Raw genomic sequence first — 23,459 nt, 5'->3', positions numbered from 1 at the left:
GGCTGCGCCAGCCGGCCGCCCGCATATCCGCCCCGCCCGCCCGCCGGTAAGGGTCTGCCGTCGTCGCCTAGGGCCGCGCGATCAGGGCCCGATAGGCGTGCCAACTGGCATGTCCGATCAGCGGCATGACGATGATGAGCCCGATAAAGAAGGTCGCGATGCCCGCCGCCGTCGCCACCGCGATGATGGCCGCCCACAGGGCCATGGCGCGCGGGTTGCGCAGCACCGCCTGCATGCTGGCGAGTGCGGTGGTGAAGAAATCCGAGCCCGGCCGGTCCAGCATCATGGGCAGAGAGATGGCGCAGAACAGGAAGGCGGTCGCCGCGAACGCCCCGCCGATCAGCCCCGTCGCCAGCAGGAACACAAGGCCCGCCGGCGTCGCCAACTGCGCCAGCATGGCCTCGGTGGAAAAGCCGGTTGCCGGGAACATCAGCGCGAAGATCAGGGTGGACACGCGCACCCAGATCAGTGCGAACAGCATCAGCACCAGCCCCGCCGTCATCAGGTGGAACAGGTTGACGCGCGGCGCGGTGACGGCGTCTCCCAGCGACGCCCGCTCGCCGGCTTCAAGCCGCTTGCTGATCTGGTAGAACCCGATGGCGAGCACGGGCGCCACCAGGGTAAAAGCCGCCGCCACCGGCAACAGCAGGTAGCCGTGCCCGATCTCGGACAGGCCGAAGGCGATGACGTAGCCTGCCAGCGCGAACACACCGCCATACAGAACGCTGGTAAGGCCGCCGCGCGTCAGGTCGCGCCATCCGGCCGCCAGCCATTCGAAAACGTCCTGGGTGCGCACGTCGCGGATCTGGTCCGCGTAGGGCAGATGCACGCGCCCGGTAAAACTATCGTTGGGGCCGTGGCCGTGGTGCTGGCTCGGGGTCTGATGGCCGTCCATGATCGATCTCCTCCGTCACGCGATCAGCGGCGGAACGAGATGCGACCGGCAGTCCCTGCTCTTGCGACCCTCTTGCACGCCGGAATGGAAATAGGCGACCAGCGCGAGGGGTCTTGCAAAGAGAGTGGGAGCAACCGGCCCGCACGTCAAGAGGCGCGATGCGGGCGGAGATGCGCGACCGGGCGCTCGCTGCTCAGAATGTCGGACAGCGGCGTTTCCAGCGCCGGGCGTTCGGCATCGTGCAGGCGCTCCAGCGTGTCCGACAGAGCCCCCCGCCACGGCCGGTCCACCACCGGCGGCAGGGTTTCCGGCAGCCCGAGGCCCAGCGCGCGGGCAACGTCGCCCAGGGTGGCGTGACGCAGGTCGCGGGCGATGATCCAGCGGCGGCGGTCGGTGCGCGCCAGGATGCCGCCGTTCTCCAGCGACTCCAGGACGTGCACGAAGGCGGCTTCGGGTGCGCCGGTGGCGTTCAGCAGCTCCGGCCGGCGCAGCCCGCTGCCGCCCTCGGCGCTGTCGTCCACCAGCCGCCCCAGCAGGTCGAAGGCGATGATCAGACGGCGGATGCCGGGCTCATCGTCCTCCACCTGGGCCAGTTGCATGCGCCACTCCGGCCGGCTGGCGGTGATGACGGCGCCCAGCAGCACCACCGTCCAACTGGCGAACAGCCAGGTCAGGAACAGGGGCAGGGCCGCCAGCGCGCCGTACAGGGTGAAATAGTTCTGCGCCTGCGCCACATAAATCACAAAGCCGAACCGCAGGGCGGCGAACATGGCCGCCGCGACGGCCGCGCCCACCAGCGCGTCCTTGAACCGCACCCGCCGGTTGGGCACCACCATGTAGAACAGCGTGAAGGCCATGAGCGTGAGCAGGAACGGCGCAATGGCGCTGAGGGGCCCGCCGGCGAAGTTCACAACGTCCGACACCGTGCGGTCGTCCAGCGACAGAAGCCAGCTCGACAGGCTGAAGCTGGCGCCGACCAGCAGCGGGCCCAGCGTCATGACGGTCCAGTAGACCAGGAAGCGCCCCACCAGCGACCGCGCCCGACTGACCCGGAAGATGTGGTTGAAGGCGTGTTCCACCGTCGTCAGCAGCAGCAGCGCGATCACGGCCAGGCCCAGAACGCCGACGATGGTCAGTTCCGCCGAGGCGTCGACAAAGCGCGCCACGGCCTCCTGCACCTGCTCGCCGAAGCTGGGGACGAAATTCTGGAAGATCAGGTCCTCGATCCGTCCGCGCAGGTCCCCCAGCGCGGGGAACGCCGCCAGGATGGCGAAGCCGATCGCCAGCATGGGTACCAGCCCGATCAGCGAGATGTATCCCAGGTCGCCGGCCACCAGCAGCACCTGGTCGGCCAGCACGCGGCGGATGACGTAGCGCGGAAAGGCGGCCGCACGCGCCAACGGTCCTCCGGCGTGCGCGGCGGCGGCCTCGATCCGGGTGCTTATCTTTCCGCCCCATTCCCTGGGCATGCGCCTTTGACCCCCTGTCATCTTGGTGTAGGATGCCGCGTCCTTTCGACGGGTGTCATCCTTTTACCAGATCAACGCACAAGAGAAGACGCATGACCGCTGCCACTTCCCTCATGGCGGGCAAGAAAGGCCTCATCATGGGCGTCGCCAACGATAAGTCGATCGCCTGGGCGATCGCCAAGGCGGCGCGCGAGGCCGGAGCCGAGCTGGCCTTCACCTACCAGGGCGACGCCCTGCTCAAGCGGGTCAAGCCGCTGGCCGAAAGTGTCGGCTCGGACTTCGTCGTGCCCTGCGACGTGACCGACGAAGCCAGCATGGACGCCGTCTTCGCCGAGGTGGAGAAACGCTGGGGCAAACTGGACTTCGTGCTGCACGGCATCGCCTGGGCCGACAAGGACCAGCTGAAGGGCCGCTACGTGGATACCACGCTGGACAACTTCAGCCGCAGCCTCCAGATCTCCTGCTTCTCCTTCACCGACGTCTGCCGCCGCGCCGCCCCCCTGATGACCGACGGCGGCTCGCTGCTGACGCTCACCTACTACGGCGCCGAGCGCGTGATGCCCCACTACAACGTGATGGGCGTCGCCAAGGCCGCCCTGGAGGCCAGTGTCCGCTACCTCGCCACCGACCTGGGCGAGGACAACATCCGCGTCAACAGCCTGTCGGCCGGGCCGATCAAGACGCTCGCGGCGTCCGGCATCGGCGACTTCCGCCAGATCCTGCGCTGGAACGAGCTGAACGCGCCGCTGCGCCGCAACGTCAGCCTGGACGATGTCGGCAAGTCGGGCATGTACCTGCTCTCCGACCTGTCCTCGGGCGTGACCGGCGAGAACCACCATGTCGACTGCGGCTACCACACCGTCGGCATGCTGGAACCCGACAGCGCGCCGCAGCTGGCCGAGATGCTGGGGCAGTTCAAGGTGAAGGGGTGAACCGCGGCGCCTGAGCGCTTCGCGCTTGGGGCTCGCGCCCCAAACCCCGGCCGGGAGGCACAGCCTCCCGAACCCTCCAGTTTTCCGTGAGTGGGCGGCGTGCCGGACAAATAAACCGTCATTCCTGCGAAAGCAGGAATCCACATCCGGTCTCAGCCGCCCGCGCCCTTTCCCAAAAGACAAAAAACTGAGAGGTTTGGAGGGCTGCGCCCTCCAATCGAGGGGATCGGGGGGCCGAGGCCCCCCGTAATTCTGTCGCACAAGAGGGATCAAGCGATGTCCGGCAACGGTTTCGGCCACCTGTTCCGTTTCACGACCTTCGGCGAGAGCCACGGCCCGGCCATCGGCTGCGTGGTGGACGGCGTGCCGCCGCGCATTCCGTTGACGGCCGAGGACATCCAGGTGGAGCTGGACCGCCGCCGCCCCGGCACCTCGCGCCACACCACCCAGCGGCGCGAGCCGGACGAGGTGGAGATCCTCTCGGGCGTGTTCGAGGGCATGACGACCGGCACCCCCATCGGCCTCTTGATCCGCAACGTCGACCAGCGCAGCAAGGACTATGGGGAGATCGCCCAGCAGTTCCGCCCCGGCCATGCCGACGTGACCTATTGGCAGAAGTACGGCGTCCGCGACTATCGCGGCGGCGGGCGGTCTTCGGCGCGCGAGACGGCCATGCGGGTGGCCGCCGGCGCCATCGCGCGCAAGGTGCTCGACCATCTGGTGCCCGGCGGGGTGAAGGTGCAGGGCGCGATGGTCCAGATGGGCCCCCACGGCATCGACCGCGAGGGCTGGGACTGGAACCAGGTGAGCGCCAACCTCTTCTTCTGCCCCGATGCGACGGCCGCGGCCAAGTGGGAAACCTACCTGGACGAGGTCCGCAAGGCGGGCTCATCGGTCGGCGCGGTGGTGGAGGTTGTGGCGGCCAACGTGCCGGCGGGCCTGGGCTCGCCGGTCTACGACAAGCTGGACGCCGACCTCGCCAAGGCGCTGATGAGCATCAACGCCGTGAAGGGGGTGGAGATCGGCAACGGCTTCGACGCCGCCGCCCTGACCGGCGAGGACAACGCCGACGAAATGCGCATGAACGACGACGGCTCGGTGCGCTACCTCTCCAACAACGCGGGCGGGGTGCTGGGCGGCATCTCCACGGGGCAGCCGGTGGTGGCGCGCCTGGCGGTCAAGCCGACGTCGTCCATCCTGACCCCGCGCCAGAGCGTCGACGTGCACGGGCAGGAGGTGGACGTGCGGACCAAGGGCCGCCACGACCCCTGCGTCGGCATCCGCGCCGTACCCGTTGCCGAGGCCATGGTCGCCTGCGTGCTGGCGGACCACCTGCTGCGCCATCGCGCACAGTGCGGGTGAGGCGGGATTAGTCGCCGGTCCGGGCGTCCTCGTCCTCGCCCTCGTCGCCCTCGGGCCTGTCGGACAGGTTGCGGCGCGGCAGGATGCGGTGAATGACCGCCAGCACCACGGCCGTCAGGATGAACAGCGTCTGGAACACTGCCAACTGAACGATCATGGACGGCTCCAGCGGCTTTTCGCCGAGGTAGGCGTGCAGCATGTGGATGGTGGAGATCAGGACGATCGTGGTGGCGATGCGGAACTTCAGCGGCCCGGCGGCCTCGTCGAAGCGGAACGTCTTATGCTCCGGGTCCGACGGGTACCCGACGCCGACGATGAACAACTGATACCCGCTGAGCGCCACCATGACGATGAGGTTGGCGATCAGGACCATGTCGATGAGGTCCAGCGTCAGCAGAATGGTATCCAGCCGCGTCAGGTTTCGGAAATCGAGCACGGCCTCGAAGATGGCGATGGCGAACTGAAGCCCGAGGATCGTCAGGGCCACGAGAAGGCCCGCAAGCAACGGCAACTGCAACCACCGGCTGGCGAACAACGCGCGCTCGATGATCCGGATGTGTCTTTGTTTTCGCTGCACTAGCCGACGCTCCTGAACGAATCCGGTAAGGATCGTGTGGGGGCGGTTGGGGCGGTGTCAAGGCGGGCAGCAAACATAAGAAAGGCCTGAGCGCATTTTGCTCAGGCCTGACTGCTCTGGTGGGGCGCGTTGCCATGCCCACGCCGATCAGCTTTCCAGCTGCGCGTCCATCGTGATCTCCGCCTTCAGAAGCTTGGAAACGGGGCATCCGGCCTTGGCCTTGCCTGCCGCATCCTGAAAGCCGGCGTCGTCGCAGCCCGGAACTTTCGCGGAGGTGTTCAGGTGCACCTTGGTGATCGCGAAGCCGCCTTCCTGCTGTTCCAGCGTCACCGTCGCTTCGGTCTGAATGCGCTCCGGCGCGGTGCCGGCTTCGCCCAGGATCTTCGACAGGGCCATGGAGAAGCAGCCGGCGTGGGCGGCGGCGATCAACTCCTCTGGGTTGGTGCCCTCGGCGCCCTCGAAGCGGGTCTTGAAGGTGTAGGCGGCACTGCGCAGCGCGGCGCTGCGGGTGTTCATCTCGCCCTTGCCGTCCTTGAGGCCTCCGGTCCAGACGGCGGTCGCCTTGTTCTGCATGATGGATAATCCCCGGTTGTTTGGATGCTTCGATGCCCGGGGAAACGCTGGCGTCTGCCGCCGCGTTGCCCTCCCTTGCCATCCGCCCCATCATCCCCCACTCTTCCTCCCGCCAATCAAGAAACCCCAAGGGAGGACCCATCACCATGCCGCAGCCGGACCACATCATCCGCCTCGACCTGCCGGAGAAGCCGGAGATCGGGGAGGACATGGAGAAGTATTTCCAGGTCTGTGACGAGAAGATCGGCTTCGTGCCCAACGTCCTGCGCGCCTATGGCATGAAGCCGAACAAGCTGCGGGCGTTCTCCAAGCTCTACAACGAGGTCATGCTCGCCGAGAGCGGGCTGTCCAAGCTGGAGCGGGAGATGATCGCCGTCGTCGTCTCCTGCGCCAACCACTGCTATTACTGCCTGGTCGCGCACGGGCAGGCCGTCCGGGCGCTGTCGGGGGACCCTCAGCTTGGGGAGATGCTGGCGATGAACTACCGCGTCGCCGATCTCTCGCCCCGCCAGCGCGCCATGTGCGACGCGGCGTGGACGCTCACCAAGGCCCCCATGGACTTCGCGGAGGCCGATCGTCAGGGCCTTCGCGACGTCGGTTTCTCGGACGAGGACATCTTCGACATCGTCGATACGGTGGGCTTCTACAACTACACCAACCGCGTCGCCCACGCGACCGAGATGATGCCCAATCCTCAGTACCACGGCATGGATCGTTAGTAATTTCCCTCCGGCGCGTTGCGCCAGAGGGAAGCGCTGCGTGCTGCGCACACGCCTTCTGCTCAGCGATCCTATTCGCGCTTCTCGCGAAGCGCTTCCAGAAAACTGAGGGGTTCGGGGAGCTGTGCTCCCCGAGCCGGGGGATCGGGGAACGGCAGTCCCCCGTGTACGGAACCACCCACCGCGCATCACCGCAGCCCCGTAACACCACCGCCGCTTGACCCCGCCACCCCCGCCTTCTACCGTTCTCCCGCAACCAGTTACGGCGGGAGTTCCACATGCGCGCCCTTGGCAAGTTCCTGCTCGGCACCCTGGCGGTGATCGGGTTTTTGTTTCTCGGCCTGATCGGGCTGGCGTGGTGGGGGATTTCCAGCCTGGACTTCGAGGAGATGATGGCCGGTGGCGCCGAGCGCCCCGACCAGATGGTTCTCACGGTCGACCTGCGGCGCGAGTTCCCCGAGGGCGAGCCCGAGGGGCCGTTCGCCCTGCTGCCCGACGGCGCGCCGCTGTCGTTGTCCGCCACCGTGCGCGCCATTGACGCCGCGGCGGCGGACCCGGACGTGCGGGGCCTGCTGGCGGAGATCGGCGGCACCCAGGCGGGCATGGCGCAGGCTCAGGCGCTGCGGGCGGCGGTCGCGCGGTTCCGGGCGTCGGGCAAGCCGGCCATCATCTTCGCCGAGACACTGAACGAGGGCAACGACAGCCTCGACACCTACATCGCCACGGCTTTCGACGAGGTCTGGCTGCAGCCCTCGGGCGGTGTCGGTCCGCTGGGGTTCGCGACCGAGGTGCCGTTCCTGCGTAACCTGCTGGAAGAGGTGGGTGTCCGCCCGCAGTTCGACGCGCGCGAGGATCACAAGAGCGCCTTCGACAGCCTCACCCGCGACAGCATGGACCAGTTCCAGCGCGAAGACCTCCAGGACCTGCTGGGCGGGTTCTGGAGCCAGTTCGTGACAGACGTTGCCGCCGACCGCAACCTGTCGCCCGAGACCGTGCGGCAGGTGGCGCAGCAGAGCCCGCTGCTCGCGCCCGAGGCCCTGGACAGCGGCCTGGTGGACCGGCTGGCCTACCGCGACGAGGTAGAGGCGGAGGTGTTCACCCGCGCAGGCACGCAGGAGACCCTGCCGCTGGAAGCCTACGCCGGCGTGGAGCTGGAGGAGGCGCCCGAGGCAGCGCCGCGTGTCGCGCTCATCCAGGCCAGCGGGCCGATCATGCGCGGCGAGGCGGAGAAGGGGCCGCTGGGCGGCGGGGCCGGCATCTATTCCGACACCCTGTCGCGCGCCATCGAGGCGGCGGTGGAGGACGGCGGCGTGCGGGCCATCGTGCTGCGCATCGACAGTCCCGGCGGCTCCTACGTGGCGTCGGACACAGTGTGGCGCACCATCCGCCGGGCGCGGGACCGCGGGATGCCGGTGGTGGTCTCCATGGGCAACACGGCGGCGTCGGGCGGCTATTTCATCGCCATGGCGGGCGATCACATCGTGGCCGAGCCGGGGACGGTGACGGGCTCCATCGGCGTGGTGTCGGGCAAGTTCGTGCTGTCGGACCTGTGGCGCAAGCTGGAGGTCAACTGGGACGACGTCAGCGTTGGTGGTCCACGCCTGATGTACAGCCCGAACCAGGACTTCACGCAAGCCCAGTGGGCCGAGTTCCAGAAGAACCTGGACTGGATCTACAACGATTTCGTTTCCAAGGTGGCCGAGGCCCGCGGCATGACCAAGCAGCAGGTGCGCGGGCTGGCCGGCGGGCGCATCTGGACGGGCGCCGCAGCGGCCGAGAAGGGCCTGGTGGACAGCCTTGGCGGGCTGGATGAAGCGGTGGCCGAGGCCAAGCGCCGGGCGGGCATCGCGACCGATACGGCGGTGGCGCTGGAACCCTTCCCCAAGCCGGCCACGGGTCTGGACCGCCTGCTGGAGGCATTGGAGTCCACGCCGCTCGCCGGGTCCGAGGCCGAAGCCCTGGCGGCGCTCGCCCGCGTGGCGGCGATGCTGGAGCCGCTGACCCGGCGGATCGAGGCCATGGAGCAGGGACCCCTGCGCGCGCCGGTGGTGGAGTAGGCCGCATGATCGACGCGCCCGGCGCGCCTTCTCGCGGCGCCGCTTTGCCTGCGGATGGTCCGGTTGCCGCCGTGCGCTAGCGCCGTCAGGCGCGCAGGGCGGCTTCGTCGGTGCCGGCACCGGCATCCGGTTCCGGCACTGCGTGGGGTTGCAGGACGCGGGCCGGCGGGAAGGTGATGGTGGCGCGCGTGCCCCGGCCGGGCGCGCTGTCAATCTCCAGCGTGCCGCCGTGCAGGTCGATCAGCGCCCGCACCAGCGGCAGGCCCAGCCCGGTGCCGTCGTAGGGGCGCCCCAGTCCGCCGTGAACCTGCTGGAACGGGGTCAGGGCGCGGCGGATGTCGTCCGGATTCATGCCGATGCCCGTGTCCGCGACGCTAACCGTCACCACGCCGTCGCCGCGGCGCCCGGCGCGGACGGTGACCGTGCCCGTGGCGGCGGTGAAGCGGCGTCCGTTGGAGACCAGCTTGACCAGCATCTGCTCCACCCGCCGCCGGTCGGCGAGCAGGGCGGGCAGGCGCGGCGGCAGGTCGAGTTCCACCCGCGGCGCCGAAACCCCGGGGCCCGGCTCCGTCAGCGCCACGGCCCGGTCGATGCAGCCGGCCAGGTCCACGCGCTCATCCGCCAGCTCCAGGCGTCCGGCGTCGATCTGGGCCATGTCCAGGATGTCGTTGATGACCGCCAGAAGATGCGCCCCGGCGCGCTGGATGTTGGCCGCGTATTCGGCGTCACGGCTGCGTGCCGCTTCGGCCGTTATCGTGCCCGCCGCCAAGTCCGTTTCGATAAGCTGGGAGAAGCCGAGGATGGCGTTCAGCGGCGTGCGCAATTCGTGACTCATGTTGGCGAGAAAATCGCTCTTGGCGGCATTTGCGGCCTCGGCGGCTTCCTTGGCCCGGGCCAGCGCCTCGGTGCGTTCGGCGACCTCGCGCGCCAGTTCGTCGCGGTGGGCGGCGAGGCGCAGGCGGGCGTCCTCCAGCTCCGCCTCGGCCGCCTTGCGGTCGGTGATGTCGACGATCCATGCCAGAACCGCCGGCTCTCCTTCGAAGGTGACCATGGCGGCGTGTTCCAGCGCCCAGCCGACGCGGCCGCGGTAGCGGTAGCGCATTTCCAGGCCGGTGGCGATGCCGTCGCGCGCCAGTCGGTCGAGCAGCGCCCGACGGTCATCGGGTTCGGCGAACAGGGTTGTGACGTCCAGCCCTTCCGGCCGCTCCTCCGGTCCCACGCCGAACAGGCTGCGGAAGGCCAGGTTGGCGTAGACAAGGTCGCCGCCGGGGCGGGTGACGCAGACGCCGGCGGGGCTGCCGTCGAGGATCTGGCGCAGGCGGCGCTCGTTGCCGCGCGCTTCGGCTGTGCGGAAGGCGACCCGCGTCTCCAGGTCCTGGTTGGCGGCTTCCAGAGCCTTCACCGCGGCGCGCCGCTCGCCCATGAGGGCGGCGAAGGGAAGGGCGGTGACGGCGCAGGCCGCCAGCATCACAGCCAGCGCCCCGAGGTCGGCCGGAGCTTCGACAGCGCCCCACGCCGTTTGTCCTGAAAGGGTCACGGTGGTCGCCACGACCGCCACGATTGCGACACCGACCGCTGCGGCGGGCGCGTTCACGGCGCCGATGGTGATGAGCATGGGCAGGACGAGAAAGGGAAGCACCTCGGCCAGCTCCTGGTGACCCGGCTCGCCACGGAACAGAAGCAGCGTCACCCCCGCCACCGCCAGCCATACCGCTCCCCTGCAGGCTGCCGCCCGCCCGCCGGGCCAGCCGCCGCGGGTCGCCAGCAGGACCGGCGGCAGAAGCACGGCGGAAACCACGGCCACGGGCACTGCCCATCCGATCAGTGCCGCCTCGAAGGCCTCGTGCGCGCGGGACGCGCCGGTGACGATGATGTCGGCCAGGCTGGCCAGTGTCGCCGTCCAGATGGTGAACGTGCCCACCGTCAGGGCCAGAAGCACGCCGGCACCGCGCACGGTGAGCGCCAGATCCGTCAGGCAGTCGCTCACGGCATAGCGGGTGTAGACGGCGCTCCAGCCGGCGGCGAACAGCACCCCGGCGGCCAGCGCGGCCGCCAGGGCCGGCGCCTCGGGCCGCGCGGCCAGTCCGGCGGCCAACGCGCCCGCTGCCGCACCGGCCAGCGCCCTCCAGCCGCCGACCAGCACCGCCGCCAGAACGATGGCGGCGGCCGGCGCCATCACCAGGGGCGAGGCGGCGGCCGCAGGTGCCGCTTCCACCACGGGCAGGCTTGCCACCAAACGCGCCGCCAGGACGCATGCAGCGGCGATGCCCGCATTGACGAACGCAAGCCTTACGAGGGTGGCCCGATGCCCTTGTTCCATCCCTGCCTCCCGTCCGGTTCCCCGGCGTTGGGACATTCATCCGCTTTTATGTGCTTACTGGACAGGGTAGGCCTCGAAAGACCCTTTGGAAACTCGGGAAAAGGACATAGGAGGGAGGTCTAGCCCGCCCCCGGCCGGAGGTCGAGCCAAGCCTATGCCGGCTGGCGGAGGGGCGCGCGGAGAACCGTCAGCAGGGCCTCGACCGCCTGGTCGATGGGGCCGGAGTTGTCGATCACCACGGCCGACGGGGCGTCCACCTGGAAGGCGGCGGCACGGGCGAGCCGGGCCTCGATCTGTTCCGGCGCCTCCCGGCCGCGCGCAATCAGGCGGCGACGCAGTTCATCGGGGGCGACGGTCAGCACCACCGGGACAAGGTGGGGATACAGTGCCAGCGCCCGGGGCAGCCAGGCCCGCGACCCGTTGACCACCACCGTCATGCCGGCATCAAGCCACAGGTCGATCTCGCGCCCGATGGCGTAGCGCAGGCCGTGGCTGTCCCAGGCCATGGCGAACAGGCCGCGGCCCAGACGTTCGGCATACTCGGCCTCCGTCAGGGCGACGTGCGACTCGCCGCCGGCGTCGGCCGGTCGCGTGATGTAGCGGTGGGCGAAGGCCACCGGCAGCCGGCCGTCCACGGCTACCCGCGCGCAGGCGATGAGCGTGTCCTTTCCCGCTCCGGACGGGCCGACGACATAGATGAGGCGTGCGTCTGTCATGGGCGGAGGTTAAAGCACGCAAGTAAAGTCTGGACAAGATAGACGTCATCCGTTAGATGTCTAAATTGCAAAGTGGCGGTATTGTCCCTTTCATTTAACTTTCATCGTCCGGTCGCGAAAGAGTCGCGGATCGGCGAGTATATCTTCCGGCCAGAGCCCACCAGCCGGAGGAAGGCGCTGTGCCCGACACCGCCATTGCCATTTCCCAACTGTCCAAGTCGTTCCAGCGAGGCAGCCGCGCCCTGTCCGAAGTGTCGCTGAGCGTGGAGCGCGGCGAGATGGTCGCGCTGATCGGCGCCTCCGGTTCCGGCAAGTCCACCCTGCTGCGCCATGTCTCGGGCCTGACGCTCGGCGACCGCAACGGCGGCGCGGCGCGGGTGGAGGTGCTGGGCCGTCCCATTCAGGAGCACGGCCGACTCGTCCGCAATGCCCGCTGCATCCGCGCTGATGTCGGCATGGTGTTCCAGCAGTTCAACCTCGTCGGCCGGCTGACGGTGCTGACCAACGTGCTGCTCGGCCTTCTGTGCCGGGTGCCCGACTGGCGCGGCACGCTGGGCCTGTTCACGGCCGCCGAAAAGCGCGCGGCCATGGAGGCGCTGGACCGGGTCGGCATGGCGCGCTTCGCCGGCCAGCGGGCCTCCACGCTGTCGGGCGGCCAGCAGCAGCGCGTCGCCATCGCCCGCACTCTGGTGCAGAAGGCCAGCGTCGTCATCGCCGACGAGCCCATTGCCAGCCTCGATCCGGCCTCGGCCAACAAGGTCATGGAGACCCTGGCCGCCATCAACCGCGAAGACGGCATCACCGTCGTCGTGTCGCTGCATCAGGTGAACTACGCGGCAAAATACTGTCCCCGCACGGTCGCCATGCGCGCCGGGCAGGTGGTCCACGACGGACCCTCGGCGGCGCTCACCCCCGCCTTCCTCACCGAGCTTTACGGCGCCGACAGCGAGGAGCTGATCGTCGATGCCCGGCCCGAGCGCGACCTCGAGACCGGGCCGCGCGGCGCCATGCCCGAGCCGGCCTTCGCCGCCGGCTGAGGCCACGACCCCCGCCAGACCTTTCCAAAAATCTCACCACCCACCCAGGTACGGGAGCCTTACCGAAATGCAATTCCGCAGCCTCGTCGCCGTCGCCGCCGCCGCGACCGTCAGCCTGTCCGCCCTGACGGCCCAGGCCGCTGAAAAGCCTGAAGAACTGAACTTCGGCATCATCTCCACCGAGTCGACCCAGAACCTGAAGACCATCTGGGAACCGTTCCTGGCCGACATGGAAGAACAGACCGGCATGGAGGTGAAGCCGTTCTTCGCCACCGACTACGCCGGCATCATCGAGGCCATGCGGTTCGGCAAGGTGGACATCGCCTGGTACGGCAACAAGTCGGCCATGGAAGCGGTGGACCGCGCCAACGGTTCCATCTTCGCGCAGACCGTCGACGTCGAGGGCAATCCCGGCTATTGGTCGCTGCTGGTCACCCACAAGGACAGCGCGCTGGAGTCCGTGGACGACGTGCTGAAGTGTGACGGCAGCCTGAACTTCGGCTACGGCGACCCCAACTCCACCTCGGGCTTCCTGGTGCCGTCCTACTACGTCTTCGCCCAGAACGGCGTCGATCCGAAGGACTGCTTCAAGACCGTGCGCAACGCCAACCACGAGACCAACCTGGTCGCCGCGGCGAACAAGCAGGTGGACGTGTCCACCAACAATACCGAAAACCTGCGCCGCATGCAGAAGACGCACCCCGACATGGCCAAGGACGTCAAGGTGATCTGGAAGTCGCCGCTGATCCCGTCCGACCCCATCGTCTGGCGCAACGACCTGGCCGATCCCGCCAAGGCCGAAGTGATCAAGTTCTTCATGACCTACGGCCGCATCGGCGCGCAGGCGGAACTGGACGAGGAACTGAAGGTGCTGTCCGACCTGGGCTGGGCGCCGTTCCAGCCCTCGTCCAACGCCCAGCTGATCCCCATCCGCCAGTTGGAGCTTTTCAAGAACCGCGCCAAGATCGCGGGCAACGAGAACCTCAGCGAGCAGGAGAAAAAGGACCAGATCGCCGAGATCGACGCCCAGCTCGACGCGCTGAAGGACCTGGCTGCCAAGCAGCCCAAGTCGGCGTCCTAAGCCCCTGACGCCCCGTGCGGCGCCGTCCCTGTATCGGGCGGCGCCGCGCTCTTTTCGCGACAAATATTCGACCCGACCCGCCGGAGCCCATCCGCCATGACCGCCGCCAACGCCGCCGCGTCCGCGCGTGCCCACCGCCTGAAGCCGCCCAGGCGCGACCTCAAGCAGTCGATGCTCTACTACCTCGGCTGGGCCGGCCTGCTGGCCGCGCTGGTGCTGTCGTGGGAGGGCGCGGACATGCGCCCGGGCGCGCTGGTGGAATACTGGCCCAACATGGTGCGCTTCGCCGAAGGGTTCATTCCGCCCGACTTCACCAACTGGCGCGACTATGTGTCGGAAATGGTGGTGACGGTGCAGATCGCCGTCTGGGGCACGGCGCTGGCCGTCGCGCTGTCCATCCCCTTCGGCATCCTGTGTTCGGAAAACATGGCGCCCTGGTACATCACCCAGCCCATGCGCCGCCTGATGGATGCCTTCCGCGCCATCAACGAGATGGTCTTCGCCATGCTGTTCGTGGTGGCGGTCGGCCTCGGCCCGTTTGCCGGCGTGCTGGCGCTGTTCATCCATACCACGGGCATCCTCGCCAAGCTGTTCTCGGAGGCCGTGGAGGCCGTCGACCCGCGCCCGGTGGAGGGCATCCGCGCCACCGGTGCCGGCTGGCTGCACGAGGTGATCTTCGGCGTCATTCCGCAGGTGATCCCGCTGTGGATCAGCTATTCCCTCTACCGCTTCGAGAGCAACGTGCGCTCCGCCACCGTGCTGGGCATCGTCGGCGCTGGCGGTATCGGGCAGGTGCTGTGGGAGTACATCCGCGGATTCTACTACGCCGAGACGGCGGCGGTGATGATCATCATCATCCTCAGCGTCTCCATCCTCGACATCCTGTCCCAACGCCTGCGCAAGCTGTTCATCTGACCATGATCGACAGCGAAACCCTGCCGAAGACGCTGGGTGTCGAGCCCTTCCTGCATCCCAGCGCGGAGGTGCGCGACAGCACCTTCGGCCGCTACTGCGAGGTCGGCGCTCGCACCCGCGTCTCCGAAAGCACCTTCGGCGACTACAGCTATATCGGCGAGGACGGCGAAGTCATCTACACCACCGTCGGCAAGTTCGTGAACATCGCCGCCGCCGTCCGTCTCAACCCCGGCCAGCACCCCATGGACCGGCCGTGCCAGCACCACTTCCAGTACCGCAGCGCCATGTACGGCATGGGCGAGGACGACGCGGCCTTCTTCGAATGGCGCCGCGCGCGGCGGCTGGTCATCGGCCATGACGTGTGGATCGGCCACGGCGCCACGATCATGGGCGACGTGCGCATCGGCACCGGCGCCATCGTCGGCGCGGGCGCGGTGGTGACCAAGGACGTGCCCGACTACGCCATCGTCGGCGGCGTGCCCGCCAAGCCCATCCGCGAGCGCTTTCCGCCCGCGACCCAGGCCGCGCTCAAGCGCATCGCTTGGTGGGACTGGGACCATGAGACGCTGACCAGGGCGCTGCCGGACTTCCGGTCGCTGGGCGTGGACGGCTTCATCCGGAAGTACGGTTGATCCCTGACAGGCCGTGTTGGAAGGTCCCGTAACGTTGCAATTGCGTCCCGCGCGTCGTATACCGTGGACTTTCCATGAACACCTTCACGTGGTCTGAGTAAGGGAATTACCGAGATGGCTGGGACCTGGACACCGGATAGCTGGCGGAGCAAGCCCATTCAGCAGGTTCCCGTCTATCCGGACGCGGACATGCTGGCCGCCACCGAGAAGACCCTGCGCGCCATGCCGCCGCTGGTCTTCGCCGGCGAGGCGCGCAACCTGCGCCGCCACCTGGCCGAGGTCTGCGAGGGCCGGGCCTTCCTGCTGCAGGGCGGCGACTGCGCCGAAAGCTTCGCCGACTTCACCGCCGACGGCATCCGCGATACCTTCCGCGTGCTGCTGCAGATGGCCGTGGTGCTGACCTTCGGCGCCTCGTGCCCGGTGGTGAAGGTGGGCCGCATGGCCGGCCAGTTCGCCAAGCCGCGCTCGGCTCCGACCGAGACCATCGACGGCGTGGAACTGCCCAGCTACCGCGGCGACATCGTCAACGGCCCCGACTTCACGGAAGCCGCCCGCGTGCCCGATCCGCAGCGGATGGTGCAGGGCTACAACCAGGCCGCCGCCACGCTGAACCTGCTGCGCGCCTTCGCCCAGGGCGGTTACGCCGACCTGCACAAGGTGCACCAGTGGACGCTGGGGTTCCTGGCCGACAGCCCGGAAGCGGCGCGGTACGAGGAACTTGCCAACCGCATCGGTGAAAGCCTCGGCTTCATGGAAGCCTGCGGCCTGACCGCCGACAAGGTGCCGCAGCTGCGCGAGACGGCCTTCTACACCAGCCACGAATGCCTGCTGCTGCCCTATGAGCAGGCGTTGACCCGCGTCGATTCCACCTCGGGCAAGTGGTACGACTGCTCCGCCCACATGCTGTGGATCGGCGACCGCACCCGCAACCCGGACGAAGCGCATGTGGAGTTCCTGAGCGGCGTCGAGAACCCGCTGGGCGTCAAGGCCGGTCCCTCCATGGATCCGGACGATCTGCTGCGCCTGTGCGACGTGCTCAACCCCAACAACGAGCCGGGCCGCCTGACCGTCATCGTCCGCATGGGCCACGACAAGGTGCAGGAGAAAATGCCGGCCCTGGTGCGCGCCATCAAGAACGAGGGCCGCAAGGTCGTTTGGGCCTGCGACCCCATGCACGGCAACACGGTCAAGACCTCCAACGGCTACAAGACCCGCTCCTTCGACAAGATCCTGGAGGAAGTGCGCGGCTTCTATGCCGTCCACCGCATGGAGGGCACCCACGGCGGCGGCGTTCACTTCGAGATGACCGGCCAAGACGTGACCGAGTGCATCGGCGGCGCCCAGGCGATCACCGAGGCCGGCCTTGCCGACCGCTACGACACGCTGTGCGACCCGCGCCTGAACGGGCGTCAGGCCCTGGAACTGGCGTTCCTTATCGCGGAAGCGTTGAAGGAAGAGCGCGCCCAGCAGCAGGCCGCCGCCACCGCGGCCCAATAAGACCAGCGCGCGGCCGGTGCGTGCCCCGCCGCAGGGCGGGTGCGGGCGCCGGCCGTCCGCGTTTTCGAGGCGGTAGACCATCATGGACGGCAGCAAGCCCGACCCGATCACCCTTTGGCCCGGCCTGGAGGACCTTCCCGGCTGGACGGACAAGTACTTCCGCCGCACCCGTGACGTGGTGCTCAAGTTCGGGGATGCGCGGGTCACCTACGCCGTCTTCATGCGCCGCCCGGTGCTCTACGCCGGCGCGCTCGCCTGCGGGTGGCTGCGCAGCATCGGCGAAAAGCGCGGCGAGGCCTTCGACGTGGAGGAACGCTATCGCGAGGGCGATTGGGTCGGCGCCGGCGAGCCCATGATCTACATCCGCGGCTCCTTTGCCGCGCTGGTCGACCTGGAGACCGTATTCCTGCAGAAACTGGGCGCCGCCTGCGTCGCGGCCTACAACGCCCACGCCATGTGCGAGGAACTGCCGCAGGTGGCCTTCCTCGCCATGGACGCCCGGCACTGCGCCGGCACCGAGATGTCGGAACTGATGGCCTACGCGGCCTCCGTCGGCAGCGAAACCGCCCGGCGGCGCGCCGGTGCCGTCGGTTTCATCGGCAACGCGACCGACGCCACGGCCCACTATTTCGGACAGTCCGAAGGCCGGGGCACCATGCCGCACGCGCTGATCGGCTACGCCGGATCGACCGTGCGCGCGGCCGAGATGTTCCACGAGACCTTCCCCGACCAGATGCTGATCGTGCTGGTGGACTACTTCGGGCAGGAGATCACGGACTCGCTGGAGGTCTGCAAGCGCTTCCCGGAACTGGCCGCAGAGGGGCGCATCGGCGTGCGCCTGGACACCCACGGTGGCCGTTATGTGGAGGGGCTGGACACCCAGGCCAGCTACGACGTGCTGGAGCGCAACGCGCCGAAGGCCATCCGCGGCTACCGCACCGAGGCGGAACTGAAGCACCTGATCGGCACCGGCGTCTCGGCCGCCGCGATCTGGCACGCGCGCGAGCAGCTGAACGCGGCCGGCTTCCCGAAAGTGAAGATCATCGCCTCGTCGGGCTTTTCGCCGGCCAAATGCAAGGTCATGGCGCTGGCCAGCGCGCCCATCGATGTCATCGGCACGGGCAGCTACCTGCCGTCGGAGTGGAACGAAACATACGCCACCGCCGACGTCGTGGAATACGACGGCGCCCCCCGCGTGAAGGTCGGCCGCGAGTTCCTGCTGCGCGGCTACAAGCCGCCGCGGTCGGGAGCTTGAAGGCGCGGATACCCGCCTTTCAGGAACGAGGGACATGGAAAACACGCCCGCCTGAAAAGGCGGGCGTGTTCCGTTTCCGCGTCTGCGTCAGATCTTCGTGATGTTCACCTGCGCGGTGTAGCGGTTGTCCGAACCGGTCAGGGCGTTGATGCCAATCTGGCCGTCGACGTCGCCACCCTCCAGCACGTAGCTCTGCTGCTGGCGCTGATCGGCCATGCCCTTGTAGAGCGACTTGTAGTCCGCTGATGCCTTGTCCACCTTCAGGTTGATGGCGTTGTCGGCCACCCAGGGGATGCTGATGGACGCGAACAGCGCGTTGTCGGAATTGTCGACGTCCTGCGCCATTATCAGCGCCCCGAAGCCCTGCATGAAGGTGCTGTCGTTCTCGAAATCGAACGCCATCGCGTGAACGACATTGGAATCCGCCTGGATCGGCAATCCGTCGATGGTGATCCAGTCGCCGGCCTTCGTCATCGCCGGAAGCACGTAGGGTGCTTCGGCCGAGTTTTCCTGGATCGTCTCGGGAATGTTGTCGAGGAAGGCCGTGCTGACCCTCACCTGCTTCCTCGTGAAGTTGTAGGCGTAGAACGACGCGCGCTGCTTCTTGAAGATGATCGGCAGCACGAAGTACGCGATGACGATGAAGATCACCGCCGTCACGATGAAGTTGAAGGTGCCGGCAAGCAAGCGCGCGCCGCGGCTGCCGGAGCCCATGTACGACACGACCTTGACGTACCAGCGGTCCTGGGTCATCGCCGCCTGAAGGCCGCGGGCCTCGGCCTGCGTCAGGGCGCGCATGACGCCGCGCTTGGCGATTTCGGTGAACAGCTTGGTCAGGCCCTTGGTCAGCAGCTTGGTGACGATCCGGGCGGCCTGCCAGATCAGCTCGCCGACCAGATACTGCTCGCCGAAGAACAGGGCGTTCTGCCAGAACGTCTTGTTGCCGCTGGTGTACTTGACGACGGCCTCGACGGCGACCGACCATTCCTCGTCGGGATTGTCGAGCTTGTACTGCTCGTAGGCTTCCTTGCCCGCGGCGCTCAGGGTCTTCTGGCGGATGACGCTGATGCTCGCGTTGCCACGCTTGCAGATCTGGACCTCGGCGCCGTCCTTCAGTTTCCCGCTGATCCACAGGTGCGACTGCTGGTCCGCCGGCGTGTCACCCACCCAGCGCATCAGGTTCGCCATGTCCTCGTCGCCCTGGGAGCTTTCCCGGCCGAACTGACCAAGCGCGCCGCCGCCATTGGCGAGCTGCTTCAACTCGGCGACCTGACCGTCGTCGAGCACCCGGTAGTTGCCGATCGGCATCATCTCCAGGGGAAGCTCGTCGGTTTCTTCGACCAGCAGGTTGACCTCGGGCTGCTGGTCGGCACCGGCCGCGGCGCCGTGGGGCGCGCTGCTGAAGCGGGCGTAGGTGCAGAAGGTTTCCGGGCAGTGGAACTGCTCGAAGTGGCCGGTCTCCGGCTCCAGCGTCTCCTTGAGCGAGCCGCAGGCGTGCAGGTACGTGCGCTCGAAATCGTGCTGGAGCGAGACCTTCCCGTCCGTGTCGCGCATCCGGAAAATGCAGTCGGCCGGCGCGTAGTCGCGGACGAACTTGCCTTCATGGTTCAGGTACATCCCCGTTTCCGGGTCGCGCACCTTCACAAGCTTGATGTTGGCCAATGATCCAATCCCCAATGATGTGTGAAACATCAAGGGTTGTATGTCCGGCCCAAAAAATCGTCAAGGTAGTAAAAAGCCGTTTCCGCGCTTTATCCGGTTTTCCCCAGCAGCCTTCCCTTGGACAGCCTCAGCGCCTTGCCCGGCGGCGGAATGTCGCGAGACAGCGCCGGTCCGCCCACCGCCCCGATGCCGTGGTCGAGTGCCAAGGCAATCTCGCCCCGTTTGCGCAGGCCCCACAGGAAGCTGCCGGTCGCGCCGCCGAGCCGGGCCTTTTCCTCCAGCGCCCTGATCCGTTCGGCCATGGCCTTGGGCGGGCGGTCCTTCAGGTCTTCGGCATCCGCCCCCACAAGCACGCCGCGCAAGCCGAAGACGACCCTGGCGGGGTCCGCCAAGTCGGTGCGCAGGGCGACCTCGCGGACGATGGGGCGCAGTGCGTCGATGGCGTTCATGACGCGCGCCGCCGGTGTGCGCTGGGTGATGCCCACCACCTCCACGCGCAAGGCCTTCATGCGCGTCGCGGCGGAGGCCTTGTTCAGGGCGCCCAGCACCGCCGGGCGCCGGTCGGGATCGCCCAAGGACAGGCAATGCAGCGGAACAACCAGAACCGCGCCGGGCGCCTTCTCGGCCATCTGCTCCAGGACCTCGACAGCCTTGGCGGCAATCATGGCGTCGTTGTCGGCCCCGGGGGCGCGGGTCTCGCCGGCGGGCACGCTGCCGCCGGTCAGGCGCGGGCGCAGAAGGAAAGTGTCGGCGGCTTCCGTGGCGGCGGTCCAGCAGGGGCGGAGCATGGCTTCCACCGCGGCCGGATTGCGCGTCGCCGGGTCTTGCGGCGGGGCATCCTCGGCCGCCGGGTCATCGGAACCAGACGTTGCGGTGCCGCCCTGGAGCCGATCGGTCGCATCCAGGGCGGACCCGCCCGAGCGCACATAATCCTCCGGCCCAAGGGTGGCGAGCATGCCGCCGTGCATGGCCTCGAAGTGGCGGCGCTCGGCCTCGCTCAACGGTTTGACCAGCGGTTTGATGCGCGGCTGCTCTGCGGCGGCGCGGGCGGCGGCCTCGGCCAGCGGATCGGGCTCGGGCGGCGCGTCGTCGTAATCGGCGCCCGCGCCTTCGGTCTCCCACTGGCGGCGGCGGCCGTCGTCGTGGCCGGAGGTGCCCGACCCCGTCCAGAATCGCCGGCCCGGCTGTTTGAGTGCTGTCGGGTCGGTGGTCGGCAAGGGGCGGTGTCCGTCCGATTTTTCCACTTTGGCCTGGTGGAAACGCCGCCGCTCCGCCTCCTTGGGTGAGACGGGCTGGACACTTTCGCCTTCGGCCACGGCGGCGTGCAGGACCTTTTCGTCAAGCTCCCCGTCCTCGGTCAGCAGGTCCTCGGGGTCGACCTCGGCGGTGCGTACCAGCGCCTGCTTGCTGCCGAAGGCCGCCCCGGCAAGCCGCCCGCCGATTTCCTCGGCCACCTCCACCGCGCGCAGTTTGGCCGCGGTGTCCGACAGGCCGCGGAAGCCCAGCAGGAACATGTCCGACCCGCGCTGCACGTAGGAATGCGCGTGCCCCAGGCGCGAGCGCAGGACGCCCTCGGCGATCAGCATGATGTTGGTCGACAGCTTCAGCCATTTGGCCGAGCCGATGGCCTCCTTGAACTCCACCAGCGAGATGATGTGCATCTTGCCGCCGAAGGCGCCGATGTCCTCCTTCAAAAGCTCTTCCAGAGACAGTTCCGGTGGATCGTCGTCATAGGCGTTTTCCGCGTCCTCGACGGGCTTTTCCTCGCCGCCGGAAAGGCGCTTGATGAGGGTTTCCGGAACGACGCGGTCGATCAGGCGGGAGAAGAACGGAGAGCGGGCCATGGCCTTGTTTCCAAAAGAGAAACGGCGCGAGCCGCAGAGGGTCGCGCCGTTCCGATGGTAGCAATGGGCGATGCCTGAGTGCAACCGCCGGTTCAGGCGGCCTTGATGCCCTCAAGGAAGGTTTCCACCTCCGACTTCAGCGTTTCGGCCTCGTTCTCCAGGTCGTGAGCGGCGCTGTTGACCTGGCCGGCAGCGGCCTTGGTCTCGTCGACGCTCTCGGAGACGCCGGCGATGCTGTCGGAGACCTCCTGCGAGCCCTGGGCGGCCTCCTGCACGTTGCGGCTGATTTCGCTGGTGGCGGCGCCCTGTTCCTCCACGGCGGCGGCGATGGCCGAGGTGATCTCGTTGATCTCGGCAATCGTGCCGCTGATGGCCTCGATGGCGCTGACGGCCTCGTGGGTGGTGGACTGGACGGCGCCGATCTGGCCGGCGATCTCCTCGGTGGCGCGGGCAGTCTGGTTGGCCAGGCTCTTGACCTCGTTGGCGACCACGGCGAAGCCCTTGCCGGCCTCGCCTGCGCGGGCCGCCTCGATCGTGGCGTTGAGTGCCAGCAGGTTGGTCTGCTCGGCGATGTCGGTGATCAGCTTCACCACCTCGCCGATCTTGGCCGCGCTGTCGGCCAGGCCGCGCACGATGCCGTCGGTGCGGCGCGCTTCTTCCACCGCCGAGGCGGCGATTTCCGAGGAGCGGCTGACCTGGCGGGTGATTTCCTGGATGGAGGCCGACAGTTCCTCGGCGGCCGTGGCGACCGTCTGCACATTGGCCGACGCCTGTTCCGAGGCGGCGGAAACGCGGGTGGAGCGTTCGGCGGTGTGCTGGGCGCCCACGTCCAGGCTGTGCGCGGCGGTGCGCAGGCCGTCGATGGAGCCTTCCACCGTTTTCATGAGGCGGATGACGGTCTTGTCGAAGCTGGCGGTCAGGTTCTCCAGCTTGGCCTGGCGCTCCAGCTTGCGGGCGTTCTCGGCGTCCTGCTCGGCGCGCAGGCGGTCCTGCTCGATGGCGGCGTCCTTGAAGACCTGCAGTGCGCGGGCCAGGTCGCCCAGTTCGTTGGGCTCGTCGGTGTAGTCGACCTGGATGGACTTGTCGCCGCCCGACAGGGCCCGCATGCCGCCGGTCAGGGCGCTCAGCGGACGGGTGATGGAGCGGCTGATCCACAGGGCACCGGCCAGCACCGCGCCAAGCATCACCAGCGCGATGGCGATGTAGGGCAGGGCAACGGCCCAGAACTTGGTGTCGATGGTGTCGACGTAGACGCCGGTGCCGACGACCCAGTCCCACTCGGCGAACTCGGCGGCATAACTGATCTTCGGTGCATCGGCGTTAATGGCCGGCTTGGGCCAGATGTATTCGACGTAGGCGGTGCCTCCCGTCTTCACGCCGTTGATCATTTCCCGCAGGATCTGGACGCCGTTGGGGTCGGCGAGGTCGATCTTGTTCTGGCCGACCAGCTTGGGCATCGGGTGCATCAGGAAGACGCCCTGCTTGTCGATCACAAAGAAGTACCCGTCATCGCCGTACCGGTAGGTGGACAGCGATGCCAGCGCCTGCGCCTTGGCCTCCTCGGTGGTCAATTCGCCGGAAGCGGCGCGATCCTGATAGTCCTCCACCAGCGACATCGCCGCGTCAGTGACGTTCTGCAGGGCGCTCTTCTCCTGCGCCACCAGGTTCGCGCGCAGCTGATAAAGGCCGTAGGCCGTCAGCATGGTCATGCCGACCGCCACCACGGCGACGATCAGCCAGAAACGGGTCATGATCCGGAAGGTTTTCATTCGCCCACTCTCGCACTTGCTCCGCGCGCATGGCGCGCGGCCTCTCTACCCTCGAGGCGGCATGACGGTATTCGGCTATGCCGCCGGTTTCAGAGTGGAAGATTACGCTGCGGTGCGAGATTTGAAAGCGTAATAAGGTATACTTTC

General features: G+C 68.0%; 19 protein-coding genes. 10 read left to right on the top strand and 9 right to left on the bottom strand.

The window, feature by feature from the left end; all coding sequences use genetic code 11:
- Positions 1–67: 67 nt before the first annotated feature.
- Together C882_RS09630 and C882_RS09625 are read right to left on the bottom strand one after the other, a co-directional pair.
- Complete coding sequence (locus C882_RS09630) at positions 68–895, bottom strand: DUF2189 domain-containing protein (protein ID WP_009540399.1); 828 nt, start codon at positions 893–895, stop codon at positions 68–70.
- Between the two features lie 146 nt (positions 896–1,041).
- Positions 1,042–2,295: a YihY family inner membrane protein gene (locus C882_RS09625; protein WP_009540398.1), complete on the bottom strand. Its 1,254-nt coding sequence runs from the start codon at positions 2,293–2,295 to the stop codon at positions 1,042–1,044.
- A 161-nt stretch (positions 2,296–2,456) separates the two neighbouring features.
- On the opposite strand from C882_RS09625, the gene fabI reads away from it, so the two are divergent.
- Positions 2,457–3,296 (top strand): enoyl-ACP reductase FabI, encoded by an 840-nt coding sequence (fabI, locus tag C882_RS09620; protein ID WP_009540396.1) that lies wholly within the window; start codon positions 2,457–2,459, stop codon positions 3,294–3,296.
- Between the two features lie 276 nt (positions 3,297–3,572).
- The gene (aroC, locus tag C882_RS09615; protein WP_009540395.1) at positions 3,573–4,658 is read left to right on the top strand and encodes a chorismate synthase; all 1,086 of its coding nucleotides are present in this window, start codon (positions 3,573–3,575) and stop codon (positions 4,656–4,658) included.
- A 7-nt stretch (positions 4,659–4,665) separates the two neighbouring features.
- Here the strand turns inward: aroC and C882_RS09610 are convergent, their stop codons facing one another.
- Positions 4,666–5,235 carry a YqhA family protein gene (locus tag C882_RS09610; protein ID WP_043644506.1) on the bottom strand — a complete coding sequence of 190 codons (570 nt, stop codon included), beginning with the start codon at positions 5,233–5,235 and terminating at the stop codon, positions 4,666–4,668.
- Between the two features lie 147 nt (positions 5,236–5,382).
- Positions 5,383–5,808, bottom strand: coding sequence for an OsmC family protein (locus tag C882_RS09605; protein ID WP_009540393.1), 426 nt, complete (start codon positions 5,806–5,808; stop codon positions 5,383–5,385).
- Positions 5,809–5,954: 146 nt separating this feature from the next.
- On the opposite strand from C882_RS09605, the gene C882_RS09600 reads away from it, so the two are divergent.
- On the top strand, positions 5,955–6,527 hold the full coding sequence (locus tag C882_RS09600; RefSeq protein WP_009540392.1) for a peroxidase-related enzyme: 573 nt from the start codon (positions 5,955–5,957) through the stop codon (positions 6,525–6,527).
- 278 nt (positions 6,528–6,805) lie between these two features.
- Complete coding sequence (gene sppA, locus C882_RS09595) at positions 6,806–8,584, top strand: signal peptide peptidase SppA (RefSeq protein WP_009540391.1); 1,779 nt, start codon at positions 6,806–6,808, stop codon at positions 8,582–8,584.
- Between the two features lie 85 nt (positions 8,585–8,669).
- On the opposite strand, the gene C882_RS23130 is transcribed toward sppA, so the two are convergent.
- Complete coding sequence (locus C882_RS23130) at positions 8,670–10,817, bottom strand: PAS domain-containing sensor histidine kinase (RefSeq protein ID WP_152415265.1); 2,148 nt, start codon at positions 10,815–10,817, stop codon at positions 8,670–8,672.
- Positions 10,818–11,056: 239 nt separating this feature from the next.
- Entirely contained in the window at positions 11,057–11,620 is a 564-nt protein-coding gene (phnN, locus tag C882_RS09585; RefSeq protein ID WP_009540389.1) for a phosphonate metabolism protein/1,5-bisphosphokinase (PRPP-forming) PhnN, read from the bottom strand.
- 179 nt (positions 11,621–11,799) lie between these two features.
- Here phnN and phnC point away from each other — a divergent pair, with 179 nt between their 5' ends.
- The 6 genes from phnC to C882_RS09555 all read left to right on the top strand — a co-directional run bounded on the left by phnC (position 11,800) and on the right by C882_RS09555 (position 18,037).
- Positions 11,800–12,657 carry a phosphonate ABC transporter ATP-binding protein gene (gene phnC / locus C882_RS09580; protein WP_009540388.1) on the top strand — a complete coding sequence of 286 codons (858 nt, stop codon included), beginning with the start codon at positions 11,800–11,802 and terminating at the stop codon, positions 12,655–12,657.
- Positions 12,658–12,724: 67 nt separating this feature from the next.
- On the top strand, positions 12,725–13,738 hold the full coding sequence (gene phnD / locus C882_RS09575; RefSeq protein WP_009540387.1) for a phosphonate ABC transporter substrate-binding protein: 1,014 nt from the start codon (positions 12,725–12,727) through the stop codon (positions 13,736–13,738).
- A gap of 96 nt (positions 13,739–13,834) precedes the next feature.
- The gene (gene phnE / locus C882_RS09570; RefSeq protein WP_009540386.1) at positions 13,835–14,653 is read left to right on the top strand and encodes a phosphonate ABC transporter, permease protein PhnE; all 819 of its coding nucleotides are present in this window, start codon (positions 13,835–13,837) and stop codon (positions 14,651–14,653) included.
- Between the two features lie 2 nt (positions 14,654–14,655).
- Positions 14,656–15,285, top strand: a complete 630-nt coding sequence (locus tag C882_RS09565; protein WP_009540385.1) for an LbetaH domain-containing protein — start codon at positions 14,656–14,658, stop codon at positions 15,283–15,285.
- Positions 15,286–15,399: 114 nt separating this feature from the next.
- Complete coding sequence (locus C882_RS09560; RefSeq protein ID WP_043644502.1) at positions 15,400–16,782, top strand: class II 3-deoxy-7-phosphoheptulonate synthase; 1,383 nt, start codon at positions 15,400–15,402, stop codon at positions 16,780–16,782.
- Between the two features lie 82 nt (positions 16,783–16,864).
- Entirely contained in the window at positions 16,865–18,037 is a 1,173-nt protein-coding gene (locus tag C882_RS09555) for a beta/alpha barrel domain-containing protein (RefSeq protein WP_009540383.1), read from the top strand.
- Between the two features lie 87 nt (positions 18,038–18,124).
- Here the strand turns inward: C882_RS09555 and C882_RS09550 are convergent, their stop codons facing one another.
- From C882_RS09550 to C882_RS09540, 3 genes are all read right to left on the bottom strand, one after another.
- Positions 18,125–19,699 (bottom strand): hypothetical protein, encoded by a 1,575-nt coding sequence (locus tag C882_RS09550; RefSeq protein ID WP_009540382.1) that lies wholly within the window; start codon positions 19,697–19,699, stop codon positions 18,125–18,127.
- Between the two features lie 89 nt (positions 19,700–19,788).
- Positions 19,789–21,543, bottom strand: coding sequence for a hypothetical protein (locus tag C882_RS09545; RefSeq protein WP_009540381.1), 1,755 nt, complete (start codon positions 21,541–21,543; stop codon positions 19,789–19,791).
- A gap of 92 nt (positions 21,544–21,635) precedes the next feature.
- On the bottom strand, positions 21,636–23,294 hold the full coding sequence (locus tag C882_RS09540) for a methyl-accepting chemotaxis protein (RefSeq protein ID WP_160166781.1): 1,659 nt from the start codon (positions 23,292–23,294) through the stop codon (positions 21,636–21,638).
- Between the last annotated feature and the right edge of the window lie 165 nt (positions 23,295–23,459).

Source organism: Caenispirillum salinarum AK4 (assembly GCF_000315795.1).
Classification (GTDB): Bacteria; Pseudomonadota; Alphaproteobacteria; order Rhodospirillales; family Rhodospirillaceae; genus Caenispirillum; species Caenispirillum salinarum.
The sequence above is the reverse complement of the archived record's forward strand: the minus strand, read 5'-3'. Positions and strand labels throughout refer to the sequence as shown.

Coding starts and splice junctions, on each gene's coding strand:
- phnD (WP_009540387.1), top strand. CDS start 12,725: ATGCAATTCCGCAGCCTCGTCGCCGTCGCCGCCGCCGCGACCGTCAGC.
- fabI (WP_009540396.1), top strand. CDS start 2,457: ATGACCGCTGCCACTTCCCTCATGGCGGGCAAGAAAGGCCTCATCATG.
- sppA (WP_009540391.1), top strand. CDS start 6,806: ATGCGCGCCCTTGGCAAGTTCCTGCTCGGCACCCTGGCGGTGATCGGG.
- C882_RS09560 (WP_043644502.1), top strand. CDS start 15,400: ATGGCTGGGACCTGGACACCGGATAGCTGGCGGAGCAAGCCCATTCAG.
- C882_RS09600 (WP_009540392.1), top strand. CDS start 5,955: ATGCCGCAGCCGGACCACATCATCCGCCTCGACCTGCCGGAGAAGCCG.
- C882_RS09545 (WP_009540381.1), bottom strand. CDS start 21,543: ATGGCCCGCTCTCCGTTCTTCTCCCGCCTGATCGACCGCGTCGTTCCG.
- aroC (WP_009540395.1), top strand. CDS start 3,573: ATGTCCGGCAACGGTTTCGGCCACCTGTTCCGTTTCACGACCTTCGGC.
- phnE (WP_009540386.1), top strand. CDS start 13,835: ATGACCGCCGCCAACGCCGCCGCGTCCGCGCGTGCCCACCGCCTGAAG.
- C882_RS09605 (WP_009540393.1), bottom strand. CDS start 5,808: ATGCAGAACAAGGCGACCGCCGTCTGGACCGGAGGCCTCAAGGACGGC.
- C882_RS09630 (WP_009540399.1), bottom strand. CDS start 895: ATGGACGGCCATCAGACCCCGAGCCAGCACCACGGCCACGGCCCCAAC.
- C882_RS09540 (WP_160166781.1), bottom strand. CDS start 23,294: ATGACCCGTTTCTGGCTGATCGTCGCCGTGGTGGCGGTCGGCATGACC.
- phnN (WP_009540389.1), bottom strand. CDS start 11,620: ATGACAGACGCACGCCTCATCTATGTCGTCGGCCCGTCCGGAGCGGGA.
- C882_RS09565 (WP_009540385.1), top strand. CDS start 14,656: ATGATCGACAGCGAAACCCTGCCGAAGACGCTGGGTGTCGAGCCCTTC.
- C882_RS09555 (WP_009540383.1), top strand. CDS start 16,865: ATGGACGGCAGCAAGCCCGACCCGATCACCCTTTGGCCCGGCCTGGAG.